The organism is Paraburkholderia susongensis (assembly GCF_900177725.1).
Lineage (GTDB): Bacteria > Pseudomonadota > Gammaproteobacteria > Burkholderiales > Burkholderiaceae > Paraburkholderia > Paraburkholderia susongensis.
Window position 1 is genome coordinate 154,448 of record NZ_FXAT01000007.1, and the last position, 18,588, is coordinate 173,035.

The window sequence follows — 18,588 nt, forward strand, 5'->3', positions numbered from 1 at the left end:
GGCGCCCGAGCGTCATTCGCATCGCGTCAGACGCATGTAGTGAGCAGAAGCGCGGGTCCGAAGGTAATGACGGTCGCAACGAGTGCGGCGATCAACGTCCAGATGACGACGGTGTGCATGAACGAGCTGATGTGCTCGGGTCCTGGATCGCGGATCGCGGCGGCACGATAACGCCATAGCCAGCCGATCGCGATCAGATGCAGCAACAGCACGACCGCGAGGCTCACGCGCAACGGTCCGCTCGGCCACGCGAACGCGCAGCCGATCGCATGCAGCGCGTAGAGAATCACGAAAGCGAGGCACCAGATCGTGAAGCCGACGGCGAGCCACCACAAACGCCGCGGCGAAAGCGGACGCCCGTTCATGGCTTCGCTCCGAGCATGGCGACGAGGCTGGGCAGCGCGAGCACGAGGCCTAGCGCGATGATGCCGGTCGCGAGTGTGTAATCGAGCCACAGGCGCGTGAGGCGCAGGTCGGTCAGCCGTCGCGCGGAAATGAAGCCGGCGCCGAGGCGCAGCGCGTTGCTGACGAGGAACAGCAGCCCGATGCCCGCATGGATCGCGACATAGGTGAGCAGCGCCGCCGCCGTCGCACCGAGCGCGTGTTCACGCGGATTCGGCGTGACGCCGTTGATGAGCATGACATCGGCGACGAGCGCGACGACCAGCGCGAGGACCGTGAGCCCGATCGTGCCGTGCGGCTTGCGCTCCGCCGAGGCGGCGCGCAGCGAGCCGCGCGCCGCTGCCGCCGCGACTGCGAGCGCGACGATCGTGACGAGCGCGAGCAGACGGCTCGGCTGCGGCGTCACGGCGGCCGGCCAGTTCGGCGCGGCGATCCACAAGTAGAACGTGCCGAAGATGAGCGAGGTGAACAGCGTGCCGTTCGCGACCAGCGTGCAGATCAGCGCGAGCCACGACGGCGCGCCGGCCACCTCGGTATGCGGCGGCACGCTGACGCCGCGGCCGACCGGCAGCGCGCCGTAATCGCGCGCATGGCCGGCGCTTTGGCCCGCGTAGATGAAGAGGCCGAACGTCACGAACGCGAACGCGAGCGACGGCAGGTAGAACTTGAACAGCATCGCCAGCACCGCCGCGCAGGTGACGATCGCGGTAATGAGCGGCAGATAGGTCGCGCGCGGCAGCACGATCAACTGCTCCGGCTCGCCCGAGGTCATATGCACGCCGAGCGTTTCCTGCCAGCCGTTGCGCGTGAAGCCGAGATAGCCTTCGCCGCGCGCGAGCGAGGCCGCGAGCTGGTCCGGCGGGACGTTTTCGGTTTCGGCGTCGATGCGCGGGATCGACGCGAACGCATACGGCGCGGGCGGAATCGGCATCGCCCATTCGAGCGTGGTCGATTCCCACGGATTGCGCCGCACGCGCCGGCCGAACCGCAGTTGCACGAGAATGTCGATGGCGACGAGCGCGAAGCCGATCGTCATCACGAAGCTGCCCACCGACGACAGCAGATTGAGCCAGTTCCAGCCTTCGTCGCCGCTATAGGTGAAGATGCGCCGCGGCATGCCGAGCAGGCCGGTCAGGTGCATCATGAAGAAGGTCATGTTGAAGCCGATGAACACGAGCCAGAACGCCGGCACCGAGAGCTTATGCACGGCGGTGCGGCCGGTCAGCAGCGGCAGCCAGTAATAGAACGAGGCAAGCATCGGAAACGCGAGCGCGCCGGCCACCACGTAATGCATGTGCGCGACGACGAAGTAGGTGTCGTGTGCTTGCCAGTCGAACGGCACCATCGCGAGCATCACGCCGGTCAGCCCGCCCGCCGTGAACACGAAGAAGAAGCCGAAGATGTACAGCATCGGCACGTCCCAGCGCGGCCGTCCGTGCGACAGCGTGGCGAGCCACGCGAAGAACTGGATCGCCGTGGGCACCGCGACGATCGCGGAGCCCGCCGAGAAGAACGCGAGCGCGAGATGCGGAATGCCCACCGTGAACATATGGTGGACCCAGATGCCGAAGCTCAGGAACGCGAGCGCGATGATCGCGACGACAATAGCCTTGTAGCCGACGAGCCGCCTTCTCGCGAAGACCGGGATCATCGTCGAGAGCACGCCCGCCATCGGCAGGAAGATGATGTAGACGTCCGGGTGGCCGAACAGCCAGAACAGATGCTGCCAGAGCAGCGGGTCGCCGCCGCGGGTCGGGTCGAAGAACGGCAGGTTGAACGCGCGCTCCACTTCGAGCAGGATCGAGCCGAGAATCAGCGGCGGAAACGCGACGATCATCATCATCGCGGTCACGAGGATGTACCACGCGAAGATCGGCATGCGGTCGAGCGACATGCCCGGCGCGCGCATCTTGAGGATCGAGACGACGATCTCCATCGCGAGCGAGAGCGCGGAAATCTCGACGAACGTGATGCCGAGCAGCCACACGTCGGCATTGATTCCCGGTGTGTAGACGTTCGAGCTGAGCGGCGTGTACATGAACCAGCCGCCGTCCGGCGCGCTGCGCAAGATGAGCGAGACGGTCAGGATCGTGCCGCCGAACAGATAGCACCAGTAGCCGTACGCCGTGAGCCGTGGAAACGCGAAGTCGCGCGTGCCGAGAATTTTCGGCGTGAGGTAGACCGCGAAGCTCTCCACCATCGGAATCGCGAACAGGAACAGCATCATCGACCCATGCATCGTGAAGACCTGGTTGTAGGTCTCGACGTCCATGAAGGCGGCGTGCGGCGTCGCAAGTTGCACGCGTGTGAGCATGCCGAGAATCCCCGCGATCGCGAAGAACACGAACGAGGTAATCATCATGCGCATGCCGAGCACGCTATGGTTCACGGCGGCGAGCTTCTGCACGCCCGGCCCGGTGGCCCAGATCGCGGCGAGCTGGCGATGCAGCCGTAATGCGCTCATGCCCTGTGACTGCGGCTCGACGGGCACACTCATTTCTTCACCTCCCCGGTGGCGGCGGCGTTTCTGACGGCGGCGGAAAAGTCTTCGGGACGATCGACGATCACGGTGAAATGCATCCCCGCGTGGCCGATGCCGCAAAACTCGTTGCATTGCCCAGCGTATTCGCCCGGTTGATCGGCCTCGATGCGCAGACGGTTCTCATGACCGGGCAGCGCGTCGATCTTGCCGGCAAAGCGCGGAATCCAGAACGCGTGCACGACGTCCTTGCTGGTTACGACGATATCGACGGGCGTGCCCGCGGGCAGATGCAGCACGTTTTCTGTTTCGACGTTGCCCTCGTCCGGATAGCGGAAGGTCCAGCGCCATTGCTGCGCGATCGCCTCGATGCGCGCGGGCGCGTGCGCGCGCAGCGGCAGCAGCAGTTCACCCGCATAGAGCGCATAGCAGATCAGCGGGATCAGGATCACGGCGGGCAGCACGAGGCCGCCGAGCACGATCCAGCGCGCGGGCGACACGCGCGAGCCCCAGCCCGGATGGCGGATCACCATGTAGAACAGCACGAGCACCATCGCGAACAGCACTGCGGAGCCGGCGAGCATGACCCACCACAGCCCGGCGATCGACGCCGCCGCGGGCCCGGACGGCTCGAGCGTCGACAGCGGTCCGGCGCAGCCGGACAATGCCGCGAGCAATCCCGCTTGGAGCGCTACACGCAAGCAGCTATGATGGTTTGCACGATCACGCATTTGGCGCGAGGAACTTTCACCATGGCAAAGAAAGGCAATTCCGGATCCGAAGGCAGAAGCGAAGTGCTGCTGGAACTGCTGCGGCTCGATGCGGGTTCGGCCGTTGCGTTCGTCGGCCATCCGATTCACGTGATGATGGTGCATTTCCCGATTGCGTTCGTCGTCGCGACGTTGGGTGTCGACGTGATCTACTGGTGGTCGGGCGACCCGTTCTGGGTGCGCGCCGGCCTGTGGGCGGCCGGCTTCGCGTTCTGGAGCGGCGTGGCCGCGAGCTGCGTCGGCACGGCCGAGCTGCTGCTCGTGCGCGGCATCCGCCTCAGGGAAGCGAGCTGGTCCCATGCGGTCGCCGCGATGACGCTCGTCGCGATTGCAGGCGCGAACTGGGGCGTGCGGCTTCTCTACCCCGATCAGATCCTGCCGCATGGTCTCGCATTGTCGGCGCTCGCCTCGGTGATGACGGGCTTCGCCGGCTGGCATGGGGGCAAGCTCGTGTTCGATCATGGCGTGGGCATTCTCGTTTCGCCGAAGGAATGATGCAGCCAGCGGCCGAGTCCGCCGGGCTCGAACAGATGCGGGGCAATCAGGTTCGAGTCGATGTGCGGCTTGGCCAGCACGATCCAGATGATCGCGACGATCACGACGATATACGCGGCGCTCAGCACGATCAATGACACCCGGCTGAAACGGCCGTCGGGCAGAAACAGTTCATGCAGCACGAGTCCGGCCACGACGTGCAGCATCGCCATGATGCCGACCAGCACCATCTTCAGCGAAAACCATTCCACGAAGGTGGCCTGCAGGAAGATCAGCGCCGTGCCGCTTGCAATCGCCACGAAAGCGGCGGGCGAGGTCAGCTCCACGTAGACCATCCGCGTGATGCGGTGCAGGCGGTCGAGTTCGGCGCCGGCCGTCTGCGTGCCGCGCTGCCAGAACAGGAACGGCAAGACGATCAGGCCGCCCGACCAGAGCGCGATCGCGGCGAGATGAATGAATTTCAGAAGGGTCGTCACAGTGCGGGCTCTCTGACATGCAGGCCGGACCAGGCGAGCCGGAGTCCCGCCACGAGGTAAGGGATCATCGCGAGCACCCACATCAACAGCCCGGCGAGTTGCTGGTCGGCGAGCGGCGTGAGTCCCCACGCAGCCGTGGTCGCGAAATGCGCGACGTAGAGCGGCACCGGCGCGAACACGATCAACGCGCCGAGCAGACCCATGTGCCCGATCGTCGCGACGAGCGCCATCAGTGCGGCGCCAGTCGGCACCGACGGCGAGAAGATGCTGCGCCACATGAGCCATGCACTTCCGAGCAACGTGAGTTGCATCAGCCAGTAAGCCGGCACCGTGGAGAGTCCCCACGCATAGGGACCCGGCGCGTGCCAGAACCAGACGATGACCGCATGCGCGGCGACTACGGGCACGAGCGGCGGATGCACGAAGCGCGGTAATGGAAATGCAAGGGCAAGCAGCGGCGCGACAGCCGCGATCAGAATGATGTGGTGAGTCACGCGCGCCGAGAACAAGGCCGACGACAGCGCGCACAGCGGCGAGACGAATACGACGGCCATTAGCGCAATGGCTGCCCAGCCCGCTCGCGCATTGTTCGAGCGGCCGCTCGCGACCACGAATGCGAGGGCCGCAAGCGCAGCGAGCAACAGCGGATCTGTATTCCAGCGTAGCCACAGGCTGCCGGGAACGGCCGCGGGACCACAGTAGGCGACTAGAAAATACGGCATGGCGCGATATCTTCAGCTAGTCCAGATTCAGTACCTTGCATTGGCCGCACGTAAGAAGAAGCTGGAGAATTGTCGGGGACAACTGATGATCTTATGGATTGCTCGTGTACTGTAGCTCAAATAATCTGTTCGGGGTCGGCTATCTGGGCGTCACAGCCTTTCAGGGTGACAAAAGATTGTGAATTGTCACAAGCGGCATCGATTGCCGGTGACCGGGTTCTATGCGATGACGCCGATATGCATCCTGATGCTGCGGCGCAATAGTTCTGCGTTTATCGTATCCGGCGTAATATGGCCCAATCATGTGGCGGAGGTCCACCATGTTTCATGATCCCATTCAGATTCCGGCGATTATCGAATTGACGTTGCTCGCTATCGTGCTGATTGTCGTCAGCGTCGTTCGCGCGCGGCGGCGAAGGGAGCGGGCGCGCAATCGAGCGAATGCCGGAATGAACCAGTAGAGTGCGCCTGCCGGTTCTTTATAGCGGAGGGCGCTCCAGTTGGACCCATTGCTGCACGGCGGGCCTTTGCCATTGACGCCCGGCGTAGTCTTTCAATCTTTGCGGCACCGGATCGCCATTCAATACGAGTCGATTCAACATCAAAGCGAGGTCCGTGTCGGCAATGCACCACTCGCCGAAGAGATTCGGCGAACCGGCTGGAAGCAACGCCTCTGCTGCGGAGAACAGCTTTTGCGCGGCTTCCTCCGCAGCAGCGGAAAGCGGCGCGCCGCGCGATCCATAGAAGACAACCTCGGTGGAGCGCTCCTGCCGGATGGGCAGCAGGTCGCTGCGTAACCACGCCTGCACCTGGCGCGCCCGTGCGCGCAGATGCCGATCTCGCGGATAGACCGGTATTTCCGGAAAAGTCTCGTCGAGGTATTCGGTAATCGCAGACGATTCCGATAACGCGAAATCTTCATGCATTAGCGTTGGAACGCGCCGCGTCAATGATCTGGCTGCGTAGTCCGTTTCGTGATTCGCTCCATGCGCGAGATCGACGGTTGAGAGATCGAATGGCAGGCGCTTCTCGCGAAGCGTCACGAAAACGGACATGGCGTACGGGCTCGCAAATTGAGCATCCGTATAGAGATGCAGATGTGGCTGTTGCAAAGTACTCTCCGTCGTCGAGGTGTTTTTTCCCGGATCAGTTCCGGCTCAGGTTATTCGCGATCGTCCGGCCAGCATGCCATGAATGCATCGATGTCGACGCTGGTACGCCCGGGAGGCTTCCCAGCCGGCCTTCGAAAATTCTAAACACGGGGGGCTTCAAAAAAATAATTTAGCTGCTAAAATGGCGCCCCTCTGCCCAGGTGGCGAAATTGGTAGACGCACTATCTTGAGGGGGTAGCGCCGAAAGGCGTGTGGGTTCAAATCCCGCCCTGGGCACCAATAAGTATCTGATTTCTATAGATGCTCATTTTCGGCAGTGGCAGAAATCTAGTCTATTTACTCGCCGATTCGCCAGCTTTTTTGACAGCATTTCCTGTTGCGAACAAAGCGACGGCTTTCCATCCTGCATCTGGATCAGAACTCGAAATCCATCGGCCGTAATTGCGTCTGATCGACGTTGTATCCGAGTGCCCCATCTGATTTGCAATCCACATTTCTCGCTCACCCGCCGAAAGCGTCATCGACGCATACGTGTGGCGTGTCCGATATGGATTGCGGTGACGGACACTCGCGCGTTTTTGCACCTGTCCAGAACATAAGCTGCCAGAGATTCGCGAGTTGAGCATCACATGCGCACGCAATCACAGCCGCCTGCTCGACGGCATCAAGCGGATCCGTACGGTCGGCATCACGCGGAGGCTCGTTCCGCGTGAATTTGTTTTTGAGCCTGGCGCGTAGCGCCACACAGTTCCTTCTAGTTAGATGTCCTTGCACTTTCATGTATAGACGGCAGTGGCCGTCATGCAGGCCAGCTCACAGAACTTCTTGAGCGTCACGAAACGGATCATTGCGTCCCCTCTGTTCGCTTCGATTCGGTTTCCGTCCGCGGGAGAGTGCTTACTTTGCGGCCACTTCGCTGCAGTTGTAGTAATGTCCTCACGGGAACTATTGATTGATCGCCGGGGGCTCCGATGACCGAGGATCTGCAGTCGAAGATGCGCCCTCCGGATTCTCGTGGGAGGAAATCCCTCGACCTGGAGAGGGTGCTCATGACTGAGCGTCCGCGTGTGCGGCGTCTATGTCCGAGCGTTCAGTGCGCAACAAGCTCGATCTGCTCGAGCAAGCCGCTTGATCGTGAAGGGCAACCAGGCAATCGTCGCTGCATACATCGAACGTAGGAAGGAATGTCGGTTACGGAATATATAGAGAAACTGGCAAACTGGTAGAAATGAGTACCGTCCGCCTCATTCTGAAATATGAAACCTAGAACGGTTATCCACACTAAAAAGTGTTGGCATATTAAGGATTGCAGATAAATTCGTCTCTATCATGACATCACATCCTCAAGCAATGTTGGTACATGTAGCTAGAAGCGAATTTTCCGAGCAAAACTGGCTCGAAGTAGCAAATTGTGGGTAGTGCTTTTCCTTCCTGAAAATGCCCGCGTAGCGGGTATTTGCGGCACTTCTTTGGTTTTGACATTCATTTTGCCAATGTCTCTTTTTGGCAAGAGGGGGTGTGGGGGAGTCGACGGCGAAAAGTTATCCACGGGCCTACGTTGTATTCCCGCCCCTGCTCGCTGAGCACAGGATGCTCTATCCCGGCAGCCCCTCAGTCGACATCCATCCACGAAATCGGGTTCACGGTAGCGAATTCGGCTCCGGGCAACGCTGCTCGAATGAAAAATCTTCCCGCACTACTTCGAAGATGCAACGTATGAAACACTCCGAAGCCGGGGTTTGGATTGCGCTCTGACTTTGTAAAAGCTGCAGAGCCATTGGAGGCCGCGCAGGTACAAAATCGAGGGTAACAAGTTTGTCCGTTATATTGAGCGCCCCAGCCGTTTGCCACGCCCAAGCCGTTATCACTGCGTCCATTGACAACACGAGATTGTAGAGAAGCGCCTGGGAAGTGCAACGCGTCATCCGTCTCGGGGGCTCCAGCCCGTGATCTTGGAACAACGCTACGATATGTTTCGCATAAGAATCCGTCGTATCCGAGTAGAGCCATTCAGCGTCGACCAATTCCGCCAACGTCTTTGCTTTGGCAAGCGGGCTGTCGCGCCGAACAGCCAGGGTCGCTGGGACAGATGTCAGATCGATGTGATTAATCGACGCGTCGAGGAAAGAAGCCACAGGAGATGCGATCGCAATATCGAGTGTGCCGCTGCGTAAACCGTTTAATAACCCGGCAACCGGCAACTCAATGAATTCAACGCGAATTCTTGGCATTTCTTTGCGAAATCGGACATGCGCCTTCGGCAGTATCGTCACTGCAGCGAGGGGCATCAGGCCTACGGCAATTTTGCCTTCGAGGGAGCCACTTTCCTGGAGCATGTGCTCTTCGGCCCTCTCCAATTCAGAAACGATCAGTCTTGCGTGACGCAGCAGCGACTTGCCGCGCTGCGTGACAGTCACGCCGCTATTGGTTCGCGCTAACAACGCGACACCTACACCGGCTTCAAGATCGCGGATCGCTTGCGTTATCGCCGGCTGACTCAGGCAGAGAAATTTGGCAGCGCTGTTGATGCTGCCTAAATCGGCAATTGCGACCAACGCACGGAGTTGATGCAATTTCAGCGGCACGACAGGCCTCGGCGGTATAAGCATCGATTATAGGGATAGAAGTTTATCACTATTTTGCATGCGCCTGCCTTTCTATACTGCCCCCCAGTCTTCGAAAGCGGCGGCCCAAGAACACCAGCGGCGCCTAGAGCCGGAGTATCACCGCGCCAGCGCCGACTCCAGCAGAGAGACCAGATATGTCCAAGCGAATTGTTCGACAAAGACAGGGGAGCCGAAATGAAGAAGGTTATAGGCGCTATTGGGCTTGCATTAGTGGCTAGTACGGCTTGTGCGCAATCAACTGTGACGCTGGCCGGTGTAGTGGGGGGCGGACTGAGGTGGCAAAACGGCACGGCAGGCGGTTCGAAGCTGGCTTTCGCAGCAAATGACATCGCGCTGAGCGCGTTCATTCTCCAGGGAAAGGAGGATCTTGGCGGAGGGACGGAGGTGACGTTCTACCTTCGTAACACTTTCGATCCGGGCACCGGTGGGGTGTTTAACCCTGCGGTGCTTTTTTCTTCGACTGCCACCATAGGCTTGTCCACCCAATACGGCCAACTGACGTTTGGCAGGCAATTCAGCGCGTTTGAAGATTTCTATATCCAGATGGACCCAAGCAGCGCGCGCGGAAGCGCTCCGACCGTCCCTGGCGCATTTCTGGTTGGTAATTACTTCACCGGGGATGACTGGTTCAACAATACAGTGAAATACCGGGTGCAGATCGGCGGACTTGTATTTCGAACCAGCTATTCGTTCGGAGGCGTCGCAGGCAACACTCGGGCGGGCTCAAATTACTCGGCCTCCGCAGTGTATCAAGGCGGAATTTTTTCGGGCGGCGCGGCTTACGGACGGACGTACAACGCCGACGCGTCTCAATGGGCACAGACAGCCCAAATTGGCGGAACGGCCCAACTGGGTCCAGTCCGGCTTTATGCAAATTACTTGTCGCTAGCCGTGACCGGGGCGTCGGCGACGTCCCCTCAGCGCAGAAGCAAAATCCCGACAGTCGGCCTGGTGTATATGCCGACGCCGGCGGTCGCGCTAACAGCAGCATTTTACAACGATGTGGCGAGCAATCTTGGCAACGTCGCCGGTGCGAGCGGGCGTAAGGCTACGTCTTATGCGATTGCCGAATATTTTCTTTCGAAGCGGACCGAACTATACGCAGAAGTTGATCGAAACGGGTTTTCTGGCGCGTATAAGACCGATCCAGCCAACGTTCTAACCTTCAATTTACGCCCTGGCGCTAGCGCTTCGACCGGCGTAGCAGCCGGAATGGTGACACGCTTCTAGACGGCAACGAATTGATTAAGCGTCGAAGACAACTGACAAATAGATAACATTCCTTAATATGACACCAAACCCGCTTGCCTATCTTTTTTCGCCCAAGTCGGTCGCGATCCTCGGCATTTCTCCTCAACGTTCGCACGGCCAGTCGACCTTACTAAATCTGCATAAAGGCCGTTTCGAAGGTTCGATTTATCTAGTCCACCCGACCGCCAGTCTGTTTGAAGGCGAGAAGGTCTACGCTTCGCTCGACGCTCTGCCACAGGTTCCGGAATGCGTTGTTCTGGCAATTTCTGCAGAGAAGGCACTTGAACAACTTGAAGTGGCCGGACGTATGGGAGTCCGAGCAGCAGTAGTCTACGCGAGTGGATTCGCGGAGTCGAACCAGAACGGACAGCGGCGCGAGGCCGAACTGGTGGAAACCGCGAAACGTTTCGATATTCAACTCTGCGGTCCAAATTGCATGGGGCTCGTTGACTTCTATTCGGGGTTCTCCGCATACAGTGGATCCTGGCCTGAAATCGCTCATCGCGGCAGCGTGGCAATTCTCTCTCATTCCGGTTCCGGCTGCGTGGTTCTCGGTAATGCCGGAAGGTTTGGTGTGAGTCGTATGGCCTCCGTAGGCAACGGTTCTGTGCTGGATATGGCTGACTACCTTAATTTCCTTGCGGAAGATTCGGAAACCCGCGTCGTTGCCATGGTGGTTGAAACGTTGCGCAACCCCTCAGCGTTCAACGTGGCCGCTGAAAAGATGGCCCGCGCCGGAAAACGCATCGTCGCACTCAAGAACGGCCGTTCAACCAAAGGTGCTGCGGCGACCATAGCACACACCGGTGCGATTGCTGGTCCTCATGAAGCGTATGAAGAATTTTTCCGTGAATGCGGGGTTATCACTGTGGCTGATCTGGACGAACTCGTCGAGTCGACCGTGCTACTCGAGCAACTCTCGCGTCATCCGATCGGCACCGGAGTCGCGGTCATCGGTATCAGTGGCGGCGAGATGGCGATGGCCTGCGATCTCGCGGAAGACGTCGGATTGAGACTCTCCGATTTGACGCATGAAACCAAGATGGAAATCGAGCGCTTGATGCCGAACTTTGCATACGCATCAAATCCACTCGATGCCCGAACAGGTTCCTCCGATGTCTACGAGCAACTACTCTGTGTACTCGCGTCCGATCCGGAAGTTGCTCTGGTGGCAGTAGGCCAGGATAGTTCCCATACGCTAAGCGATAACCAGGTTCGGACATACGCCGGCGTCGCACGCGCGCTCACATCGGCTCTAGATAAAATCCAAAAGCCTATCGTGTTTTACAACAACACCAAAGAAAATGTTCATCCATTGATTGCCGCACCTCTTCGAGAATCCGGAGTTCCAATCTTGCTGGGTGCAAGAAACGGTCTGCTCGCAATCAGCAAGCTCATGCAGATGGCCGATCGTTCCATTGCCACGACGACGTCGAACCGTCCTCAACTTCAGGCGAATCCGCGCTGGATTCAGCGTTTTCAACTCCCAATGCCACCGACTGAACGGGAAGCGAAGGAATTTCTCGCCGAATGCGGTCTGCCGGTCATGAAGGAGGCATTCGCAGAAAATGCAAAACAATGCGCCGAACTAGCCGCCGAAATTGGTTTCCCTGTCGCTATCAAGATCGAATCGCCGGATATAGCACATAAAACAGAAGTCGGAGGCGTTGTACTGAATCTGACATCCGCCGCTGAGGTTTCCATTGCTTTCGAGGATATGCTCGCGACCGTAAAACACAACTGTCCCGATGCGAAGATCAATGGAGTGGTTGTCCAGGAAATGGTGTCCTCCGGTGTGGAGGTACTGGTCGGCCTTAGTCGGCAGGAGCCCTTTGGTCTTGCTTTGGCAATTGGATGGGGTGGCACCCAAGTGGAAATCCAGAACGATGTACGACTTATGCTGTTGCCGTGCTCGCGTGCGACCATCGTCGAGAAATTGGGCCAAACTCGCGTTGCAAAGCTGCTAAAAGGCTTTCGCGGAGCGCCGCCGGCTGACCAGGATGCTCTGATAGACGTAGCACTCAAGCTCTCGGAGATTGGTCGTGCGTATGGACATGTGATCGACGCGATCGATATCAATCCTGTCGCGGTGCTTCCCAAAGGAGACGGCGTCAGACTTTTGGATGTGCTGATCGAAACGCACGCTCAGAAAAAATAGCGCACATCGAATAATTTTTCGTTGAAACGGAGTGAACTGGGACATGGAAAATCGACGCGAACCGACTCTTGATTTGAGTCCGTACCTGGACGTCATTGGCAAGGAGCTTGAACAGCCTGAGCAGTTTAACTACGAGGTAACACGAGACAGCATTCGTCACTTCGCCCATTCAGTCGACGATTACAACGCACTCTATCTAGACGCTGACTTCGCATCGAGCACAAAGTGGAAGGGAATCATTGCGCCCCCAGGGTATCTAATGAGTCACGGCCATTCCGCTTGGATCATCCCGAGACTCCCGAAGCTTCAGGATCCAGAAGGCGGGGAGCTCAACCTCTTTGCTCACGCTGCCGACGACTGGACCTTCCTCAAACCGGCTCGGCCTGGGAATTTCATTCGATCTAGCAGCAGGTTGGCTAGTGCTGACCTGAAGTCAGGTCGCAAGATGGGAACTAGCGTTCTCCTCCGCCTTGAGACAGTTTTCTTCGACCAATATGGAGAAAAAATAGCGACTCGCGGAGGACAGTATTTCCTCATGAACTCTTCGCGTGGAGGACCAATAAATCAGTCTCCCTATCCACCACTTCCTGATGGTGGAACGCGAAACGTGATTCAGCCGACACGCTTTCCAGGTACGTTTTCCTTGCCTGCGGCCCGTCGGGATTCGCAACGATATTACGAAGACGTCAATGTGGGAGATGAGCTGCCTGTCCTCGAAATTCCTCCTGTGATGCTTCAGAATCTTGGTCGATTCAACGCGGCGACAATCGGGACTGGGGTGGACGAGGTGGGGGGCGAACATGATGGCATGCCGGATGCGTATGTCTTCGGTCATCTGCGAATCTCTTGGTTCGCACGCCTGATATTGAACTGGGCCGGCCCAAATTCGTGGATTCATCAGCTCACGCAGCGTAACCGCCAGTGGTTATTGATCGGCTTTAGGGCGTCCTGTGCCGGGGTTGTTAAGGCAAAAGGGATGACGGACGGCGAAGCTTGGATCGACATTGATCTCACGTGCGATTGCGAACTCGGCTTTGTAACGAACGTCGGGACCGCGCGAGTAGTCCTGCCGCTTAGACATAGCCGGTAACCTGGCTTCCTGAGTTGGAAATTCTCAACCAAACGTGCGTGATTTTGAACAAGGTTGGGCGCCGGACCGCTGTCAGTGCGCGTCACGCAAAATGGGACTCCCCGGCGCGGAAGCAGCGCCGGGGCAAATGCAATAGAGCTGGTGCCGACTCAACGTAAATGGCATTGGAGAGAGCGAAGATGAGTATCGCAGAAAGGTCATTGCGATTGCAGGTCGAGAAATGGCTTGTACCAACTGCTTCAACACCGGTTCGGGTAATCCGGTTCGGTCGCATGCGCTTGAATCAGAGCCGCTACGTGCGTGTCGAAGTATTACGGACTGCAGGCTGGGTAGGAATCTTTTTTTTCCGACACGGCAACGGCAGATGGTGCGTATTCCCACCGGAGACAGAACGCCTGGCGATGCATGCTTACTAGAGCGCGGTGTTACATGACCCGGTAGCGGTGACTGTGCACAAGGCGGAAACCGGATACGTCAACGAATTTCGAACTCTCCAGCTTGGGACTGCTGCAGAGCGCCTGACGCATCGACGGGGAATTTTCGCTTCAACAGACCGGGTCCGTAGTCACGGTAGGTCTGGCTGTTGTGCAGTCATTTGCCCTTCATGTCGTTCGTACCCTTCTGGACGTCCAGTAGCATTGGGGGTCTGCCATTGAAATGGTTACCTGATAAAGTGGTTAAGAGTCTTATGCAGGGTAAATGGGCAATCACCTCGCGAAAAGAATTGATTGTTTTAACAGGTTGGAGGAAGTGATCCAGACGCAGTGCGGTATTAGCTTGCCCATCGCCGCTCGCGCGCGGTCGGATGTGAAATAGTGGCTTGATCGGAAGCGACAACGCCAAGATGCCACCCCCAGTTCAAAGGAAATTTATGACCACTGTCGCTGACGCGGAGCGCCGTACGCCAACATTTACTACGATTGCAGCAATCACGGTAGGCAATGGCCTAGAGTTCTTCGATTTTACTGTCTATTCATTTTTTGCAGTACTTATTGGTAGTTCGTTTTTCCCTGCGAAAGATCCCGTTGTAAGCTTGATGCTGGCTGTGGGCAGCTACGGAATCGCATTTGTGGCGCGTCCTATCGGTGGGGTCATTCTTGGTCTATACGCTGACCGTGCCGGTCGCAAACCGGCCATGACATTAACCCTTCTGTCGATGGCGGGCGGGTCCTTGGGAGTGGCGCTGGCGCCTACCTATGCACAGATTGGAGTGTTCGCACCTATCTGGCTCGTCTGCGCACGACTATTGCAGGGTTTTGCACTCGGTGGCGAGGTGGGCGCCTCGACCTCACTCTTGCTTGAGTATGCTGGTGACCGAGATCGCGGCTACTACGGAAGTTGGCAGCTTTTCAGCCAAGGGTTGAGTGCGCTTGCAGGCGCCGGCGTTGCGGTATTGTTGACCAACGCACTTTCGCACGACCAACTCTACGCTTGGGGTTGGCGTATTCCGTTCGCCATCGGCGTAGCAATGGTCCCGCTCGGAATCTACATTCGACGTCATCTCAATGAGACGCTGATGCCGAAGGCGCGGAATTCGAGCAATATGGCTACCCTCGCAGAGGTGTTCAAGGCGAACGGTGAACTGGTCTGGTCGTGTTTGTTGCTGATGGGCGGCAGTACGATAACCACCTACGTAGTCGTCTTCTACCTTCCCACGTACGCCACCCAATTTCTTGAAATGCCGCTGTCGGTCGCGCTTTGGGCAGGCGTCACTGCCTCGGCCGTAAGCGTAGCGACGTCAACCTATGCGGGGATTTTATCGGATCGGATTGGCCGCAAGCGGACCGTCCTGTGGTCACGATTTGCCCTCGCGATATCGGTCCTCCCGGGCTTCATGCTGTTGGAAGCGTATCGTTCCCCGGCCGCATTGATCTGCGTGGTCGCGGCGTTGTCGTTCCTGGTCGTGTTGCAGGCGGTGCCAGTGTTTGTGATGATCACGGAGATGTTCCCGAGCCGAATCCGAGCGACGTCGCTTTCGATCGTCTTTGGACTTGGAGTCGCGGTTTTCGGCGGAACCGCCCAAGTCGTCGCGACATGGCTCATCAGCGCCACAGGCAGTCATATCGCGCCCGCGTGGTACTTGATCGTCGCTACGCTGATTTCGACTATTCCGCTGCTATGGCTCACGGAAACGGCGGACAAGCGATGTTAATGGAATCACGTTGTGATGCATTCGCGAGCGCCATATCAACGCTCGCCATCGCCGTTTTAAATCTTCTTTAGATAGAAAAGACACGGATGACGGTGGAGGGTTACTTGAAGTGAGAATCACGCGGCCTGATCACTGTTGGATCACATATCCTAGAAGCTGCGGCGAAATTAAGTTCTAGGCCTGCTTACTTTCCGACTTGGTGTTGACTTCGTGTCTTGTTTTTTCCAACAGGAAGCGATGCTTAAAGAACTCATCGACGACGAATTGTGGTTACGAGAACGACGGCAGTTGGGAGCACACAACAGGGCAATCGATGCCATCGCTGCGACGGCAAGCTGTCGCGTTCCATAAGAAATTTGGACGTGAGTTTTCACCTAAGCCGTGGGGACACACTACAGCCTCGTTTCTTGACGAACTGAAGTGCCTCCTGAGCAAGTAGCATCCACCACCACACCCGGACGGTTTCACGCCGTCCGGTACACCGAAGAAATGACTTCCTGCCACCCAGGCAATGAGCGCCGCCTCAGGCATCACCCTCTCCACGCGTCCCCATCCGGAAACGCATGTTTCTCAAGCGACTCCGCAAACATCTCGATGCTATACCCAGGTCTTTGCGGCGGCATATAACGGCCATTGCGGATCACCACCGGATCGACGAAATGCTCGTGTAGATGATCGACGTATTCGAGCACGCGATTCTCGAGCGATCCCGACACGCAGATATAGTCGAACAGCGAAATATGCTGCACGTACTCGCACAATCCGACGCCGCCCGCATGCGGACACACGGGCACGCCGAACTTCGCGGCCATCAGCAGCACGACGATCACTTCGTTGAGTCCGCCGAGCCGGCAACTGTCGACCTGGCAGAAGTCGATCGCTTCCGCTTGCAATAGCTGCTTGAACATCACGCGGTTGTGGCAGTGCTCGCCCGTCGCGACGCCGATCGAGCCGAGCCGCCTGCGAATGGCCGCGTGGCCGAGAATGTCGTCGGGACTCGTGGGCTCTTCGATCCACCACGGGTCGAATTCCGCGAGGCGCCGCATGTTCGCGACCGCTTCGTCGACGTCCCATACCTGGTTCGCGTCCATCATCAGCTTGAGGTTCTCGCCGATTTCTTCGCGCAGAATGCGTGCGCGCCGTACATCTTCGTCGAGATCGCCGCCGACCTTCTGCTTGAAATGCGTCCAGCCCTGCGCAACGCCTTCACGTGCGAGGCGGCGGATCTTTTCGTCGTCGTAACCGAGCCAGCCGGCGGAAGTCGTGTATGCGGGGTAGCCGTGCGCGACCATTTCCTTTTCGCGCTCGCCTTTGGTTTTTGCGTGGCGGTGCAGCATGGCGAGTGCTTCATAAGGCGTGATCGCATCCGTCACGTAGCGAAAGTCGAGACAGCGCACGAGTTCTTCCGGACTCATGTCGACGAGCAGCTTCCACACGGGCTTACCGGCAGCTTTCGCCCACAGGTCCCACACGGCATTCACGACCGCCGCGGTAGCCAGATGAATCGCGCCTTTATCGGGGCCGATCCAGCGCAATTGGCTATCGGACGTAAACGCGCGCCAGAAAGCGCCCATATTCGCGGCGATATCTTCGAGCCTCTTGCCGACGATGAGCGGCGTCAACGCATTGACCGCCGTCACGCAGATTTCGTTGCCGCGCCCAATCGTAAACGTGAGGCCGTGACCCGCGAGACCCGGCGAGTCGGTTTCGAGCGTGACGTAAGTGGCGGAGTAGTCCGGCGCGGCATTCATCGCGTCGGAGCCGTCCAGTGAACGTGAAGTGGGAAACCGGATGTCCCGAACGGACAGCCTTGTGATCGTGGTCATCTGAGCACCCTCCGGGAGCGATGGCTATCGGCTTTGCCTGCAAGCGCAGACTGATCGGCTTCTTGCGCAGGTCGGCGCGCGCACTACTCATACGCGTACGGATGCATGACGGCAGATGTGCCGGGCCGGGTTGGTCAGGCCGGGGGTGCCAGGCATTTGTACGCGTTGACAACGCGTGATTCACTTCCTAGCATGCTAGCATGTCCTATCGAAATCAAGGGCGTCGTGAATTCCTCAGCCGATCCAGAGATTGCCGCCGTTAATCCTTATGTCGCACTGCAAAAGATCAGAGGCGGCGAGCGCGGCAGCCTGACCGACGCGGTGGAAGCGGCGTTGAGAGAAGCGATTCTGACGTTGGCGTTGGAACCCGGCATGATGATCGACAAGATGGCGGTCTGCGAACGGATGGGCGTTTCGCGCTTTCCCGTTTCGTCCGCGTTGGCGAGGCTTGCGCATGCGGGCCTCGTCGAGGTGTTGCCGCAGCGCGGCACGCGCGTCAAGCCGATCGCGCTCGACGACATTCGCCAGCATCTGTTTATCCGCAGCGCACTGGAAGTCGAAACGGTGCGCGGCGTCGCACTGATGCGGGATCGGGCAACGCTCGATGCATTGGCAGTCAATCTCGACAAGCAGCGCAGTCTGGCTGGAAACGGCGAACGTCTTGCGTTTCATGTACTCGACTTGGCTTTTCATGAAATCCTGCTCGATGCGGTGAAGCTGCCGCGTGTGAAGGAAATCGTCGCGGTGTCGCGCAATGCATTGGACCGCGCGCGGCAATTGCTGGCGAGTCCCGAGCGGCTCGTGCATACGCTGGAGGAGCACGAAAAGATCTTCAAGGCCATTAGCGCCGGCAACGGCGATGCGGCTGCGAAAGCGATGCACGATCATCTCGATCAGGTGGTCGCGGAGTTGCATCGGTCCGCGAAAGCAAGGCCGGATCTTTTCGAGCCGTAATGAAAGCCACAGTGAAAGCCGTTTTGAAGGCCATCTTGAGGGCCGCAACGAAAGCGCTGGTGATACAGGCCGCT

General features: G+C 58.5%; 14 protein-coding genes and 1 tRNA gene. 7 read left to right on the forward strand and 8 right to left on the reverse strand.

Features of this window, described 5'->3' with window-relative positions:
- Positions 1 to 26 precede the first annotated feature (26 nt).
- From B9Z01_RS21545 to coxB, 3 genes are read right to left on the reverse strand one after another with little or no spacing between them, the layout of a single operon-like run.
- Positions 27 to 365 carry a hypothetical protein gene (locus B9Z01_RS21545; protein ID WP_085486780.1) on the reverse strand — a complete coding sequence of 113 codons (339 nt, stop codon included), beginning with the start codon at positions 363 to 365 and terminating at the stop codon, positions 27 to 29.
- Positions 362 to 2,899 carry a cytochrome c oxidase subunit I gene (gene ctaD / locus B9Z01_RS21550; protein WP_085486782.1) on the reverse strand — a complete coding sequence of 846 codons (2,538 nt, stop codon included), beginning with the start codon at positions 2,897 to 2,899 and terminating at the stop codon, positions 362 to 364. Before ctaD ends, B9Z01_RS21545 begins: the two co-directional genes overlap by 4 nt.
- On the reverse strand, positions 2,896 to 3,582 hold the full coding sequence (coxB, locus tag B9Z01_RS21555) for a cytochrome c oxidase subunit II (protein WP_085486784.1): 687 nt from the start codon (positions 3,580 to 3,582) through the stop codon (positions 2,896 to 2,898). Before coxB ends, ctaD begins: the two co-directional genes overlap by 4 nt.
- 51 nt (positions 3,583 to 3,633) lie before the next feature.
- Here coxB and B9Z01_RS21560 point away from each other — a divergent pair, with 51 nt between their 5' ends.
- Entirely contained in the window at positions 3,634 to 4,146 is a 513-nt protein-coding gene (locus tag B9Z01_RS21560; RefSeq protein ID WP_085486786.1) for a DUF2231 domain-containing protein, read from the forward strand.
- On the opposite strand, the gene B9Z01_RS21565 is transcribed toward B9Z01_RS21560, so the two are convergent.
- The 3 genes from B9Z01_RS21565 to yfcF all read right to left on the reverse strand — a co-directional run bounded on the left by B9Z01_RS21565 (position 4,110) and on the right by yfcF (position 6,456).
- A complete protein-coding gene (locus B9Z01_RS21565) occupies positions 4,110 to 4,622 on the reverse strand; it encodes a CopD family protein (protein ID WP_085486788.1) in 513 nt (170 codons plus the stop codon). The two genes, B9Z01_RS21560 and B9Z01_RS21565, sit on opposite strands and share 37 nt — an antisense overlap.
- Positions 4,619 to 5,344, reverse strand: a complete 726-nt coding sequence (locus tag B9Z01_RS21570; RefSeq protein ID WP_208626129.1) for a cytochrome c oxidase assembly protein — start codon at positions 5,342 to 5,344, stop codon at positions 4,619 to 4,621. The genes B9Z01_RS21565 and B9Z01_RS21570 overlap by 4 nt, the downstream gene beginning before the upstream one ends.
- Before the next feature lie 479 nt (positions 5,345 to 5,823).
- Positions 5,824 to 6,456: a glutathione transferase gene (gene yfcF, locus B9Z01_RS21575; RefSeq protein ID WP_085486790.1), complete on the reverse strand. Its 633-nt coding sequence runs from the start codon at positions 6,454 to 6,456 to the stop codon at positions 5,824 to 5,826.
- Positions 6,457 to 6,650: 194 nt separating this feature from the next.
- On the opposite strand from yfcF, the gene B9Z01_RS21580 reads away from it, so the two are divergent.
- Positions 6,651 to 6,735: transfer RNA gene (locus B9Z01_RS21580), tRNA-Leu, on the forward strand.
- 1,361 nt (positions 6,736 to 8,096) lie between these two features.
- Here the strand turns inward: B9Z01_RS21580 and B9Z01_RS21585 are convergent.
- Entirely contained in the window at positions 8,097 to 9,041 is a 945-nt protein-coding gene (locus B9Z01_RS21585) for a LysR substrate-binding domain-containing protein (RefSeq protein WP_244196117.1), read from the reverse strand.
- Positions 9,042 to 9,257: 216 nt separating this feature from the next.
- Between B9Z01_RS21585 and B9Z01_RS21590 the strand changes: the two genes are divergently transcribed.
- The 4 genes from B9Z01_RS21590 to B9Z01_RS21610 all read left to right on the forward strand — a co-directional run bounded on the left by B9Z01_RS21590 (position 9,258) and on the right by B9Z01_RS21610 (position 15,734).
- Complete coding sequence (locus tag B9Z01_RS21590; RefSeq protein ID WP_085486792.1) at positions 9,258 to 10,313, forward strand: porin; 1,056 nt, start codon at positions 9,258 to 9,260, stop codon at positions 10,311 to 10,313.
- A 58-nt stretch (positions 10,314 to 10,371) separates the two neighbouring features.
- Positions 10,372 to 12,492: an acetate--CoA ligase family protein gene (locus B9Z01_RS21595; RefSeq protein WP_085486794.1), complete on the forward strand. Its 2,121-nt coding sequence runs from the start codon at positions 10,372 to 10,374 to the stop codon at positions 12,490 to 12,492.
- A 43-nt stretch (positions 12,493 to 12,535) separates the two neighbouring features.
- Positions 12,536 to 13,582 (forward strand): FAS1-like dehydratase domain-containing protein, encoded by a 1,047-nt coding sequence (locus B9Z01_RS21600; RefSeq protein WP_085486796.1) that lies wholly within the window; start codon positions 12,536 to 12,538, stop codon positions 13,580 to 13,582.
- A gap of 871 nt (positions 13,583 to 14,453) precedes the next feature.
- Positions 14,454 to 15,734 (forward strand): MFS transporter, encoded by a 1,281-nt coding sequence (locus tag B9Z01_RS21610; RefSeq protein WP_085486798.1) that lies wholly within the window; start codon positions 14,454 to 14,456, stop codon positions 15,732 to 15,734.
- 530 nt (positions 15,735 to 16,264) lie between these two features.
- Here the strand turns inward: B9Z01_RS21610 and B9Z01_RS21615 are convergent.
- A complete protein-coding gene (locus tag B9Z01_RS21615) occupies positions 16,265 to 17,560 on the reverse strand; it encodes an L-fuconate dehydratase (protein WP_085486800.1) in 1,296 nt (431 codons plus the stop codon).
- 192 nt (positions 17,561 to 17,752) lie between these two features.
- On the opposite strand from B9Z01_RS21615, the gene B9Z01_RS21620 reads away from it, so the two are divergent.
- The gene (locus B9Z01_RS21620) at positions 17,753 to 18,514 is read left to right on the forward strand and encodes a GntR family transcriptional regulator (protein WP_085486802.1); all 762 of its coding nucleotides are present in this window, start codon (positions 17,753 to 17,755) and stop codon (positions 18,512 to 18,514) included.
- Positions 18,515 to 18,588: the final 74 nt, after the last annotated feature.

What these genes read in the sequence shown, in the direction of transcription:
- B9Z01_RS21545 (WP_085486780.1), bottom strand. Translation starts at nt 365, where the DNA reads ATGAACGGGCGTCCGCTTTCGCCGCGGCGTTTGTGGTGGCTCGCCGTC.
- ctaD (WP_085486782.1), bottom strand. Translation starts at nt 2,899, where the DNA reads ATGAGTGTGCCCGTCGAGCCGCAGTCACAGGGCATGAGCGCATTACGG.
- B9Z01_RS21560 (WP_085486786.1), top strand. Translation starts at nt 3,634, where the DNA reads ATGGCAAAGAAAGGCAATTCCGGATCCGAAGGCAGAAGCGAAGTGCTG.
- B9Z01_RS21570 (WP_208626129.1), bottom strand. Translation starts at nt 5,344, where the DNA reads ATGCCGTATTTTCTAGTCGCCTACTGTGGTCCCGCGGCCGTTCCCGGC.
- B9Z01_RS21590 (WP_085486792.1), top strand. Translation starts at nt 9,258, where the DNA reads ATGAAGAAGGTTATAGGCGCTATTGGGCTTGCATTAGTGGCTAGTACG.
- B9Z01_RS21595 (WP_085486794.1), top strand. Translation starts at nt 10,372, where the DNA reads ATGACACCAAACCCGCTTGCCTATCTTTTTTCGCCCAAGTCGGTCGCG.
- B9Z01_RS21600 (WP_085486796.1), top strand. Translation starts at nt 12,536, where the DNA reads ATGGAAAATCGACGCGAACCGACTCTTGATTTGAGTCCGTACCTGGAC.
- B9Z01_RS21610 (WP_085486798.1), top strand. Translation starts at nt 14,454, where the DNA reads ATGACCACTGTCGCTGACGCGGAGCGCCGTACGCCAACATTTACTACG.
- B9Z01_RS21615 (WP_085486800.1), bottom strand. Translation starts at nt 17,560, where the DNA reads ATGACCACGATCACAAGGCTGTCCGTTCGGGACATCCGGTTTCCCACT.
- B9Z01_RS21620 (WP_085486802.1), top strand. Translation starts at nt 17,753, where the DNA reads ATGCTAGCATGTCCTATCGAAATCAAGGGCGTCGTGAATTCCTCAGCC.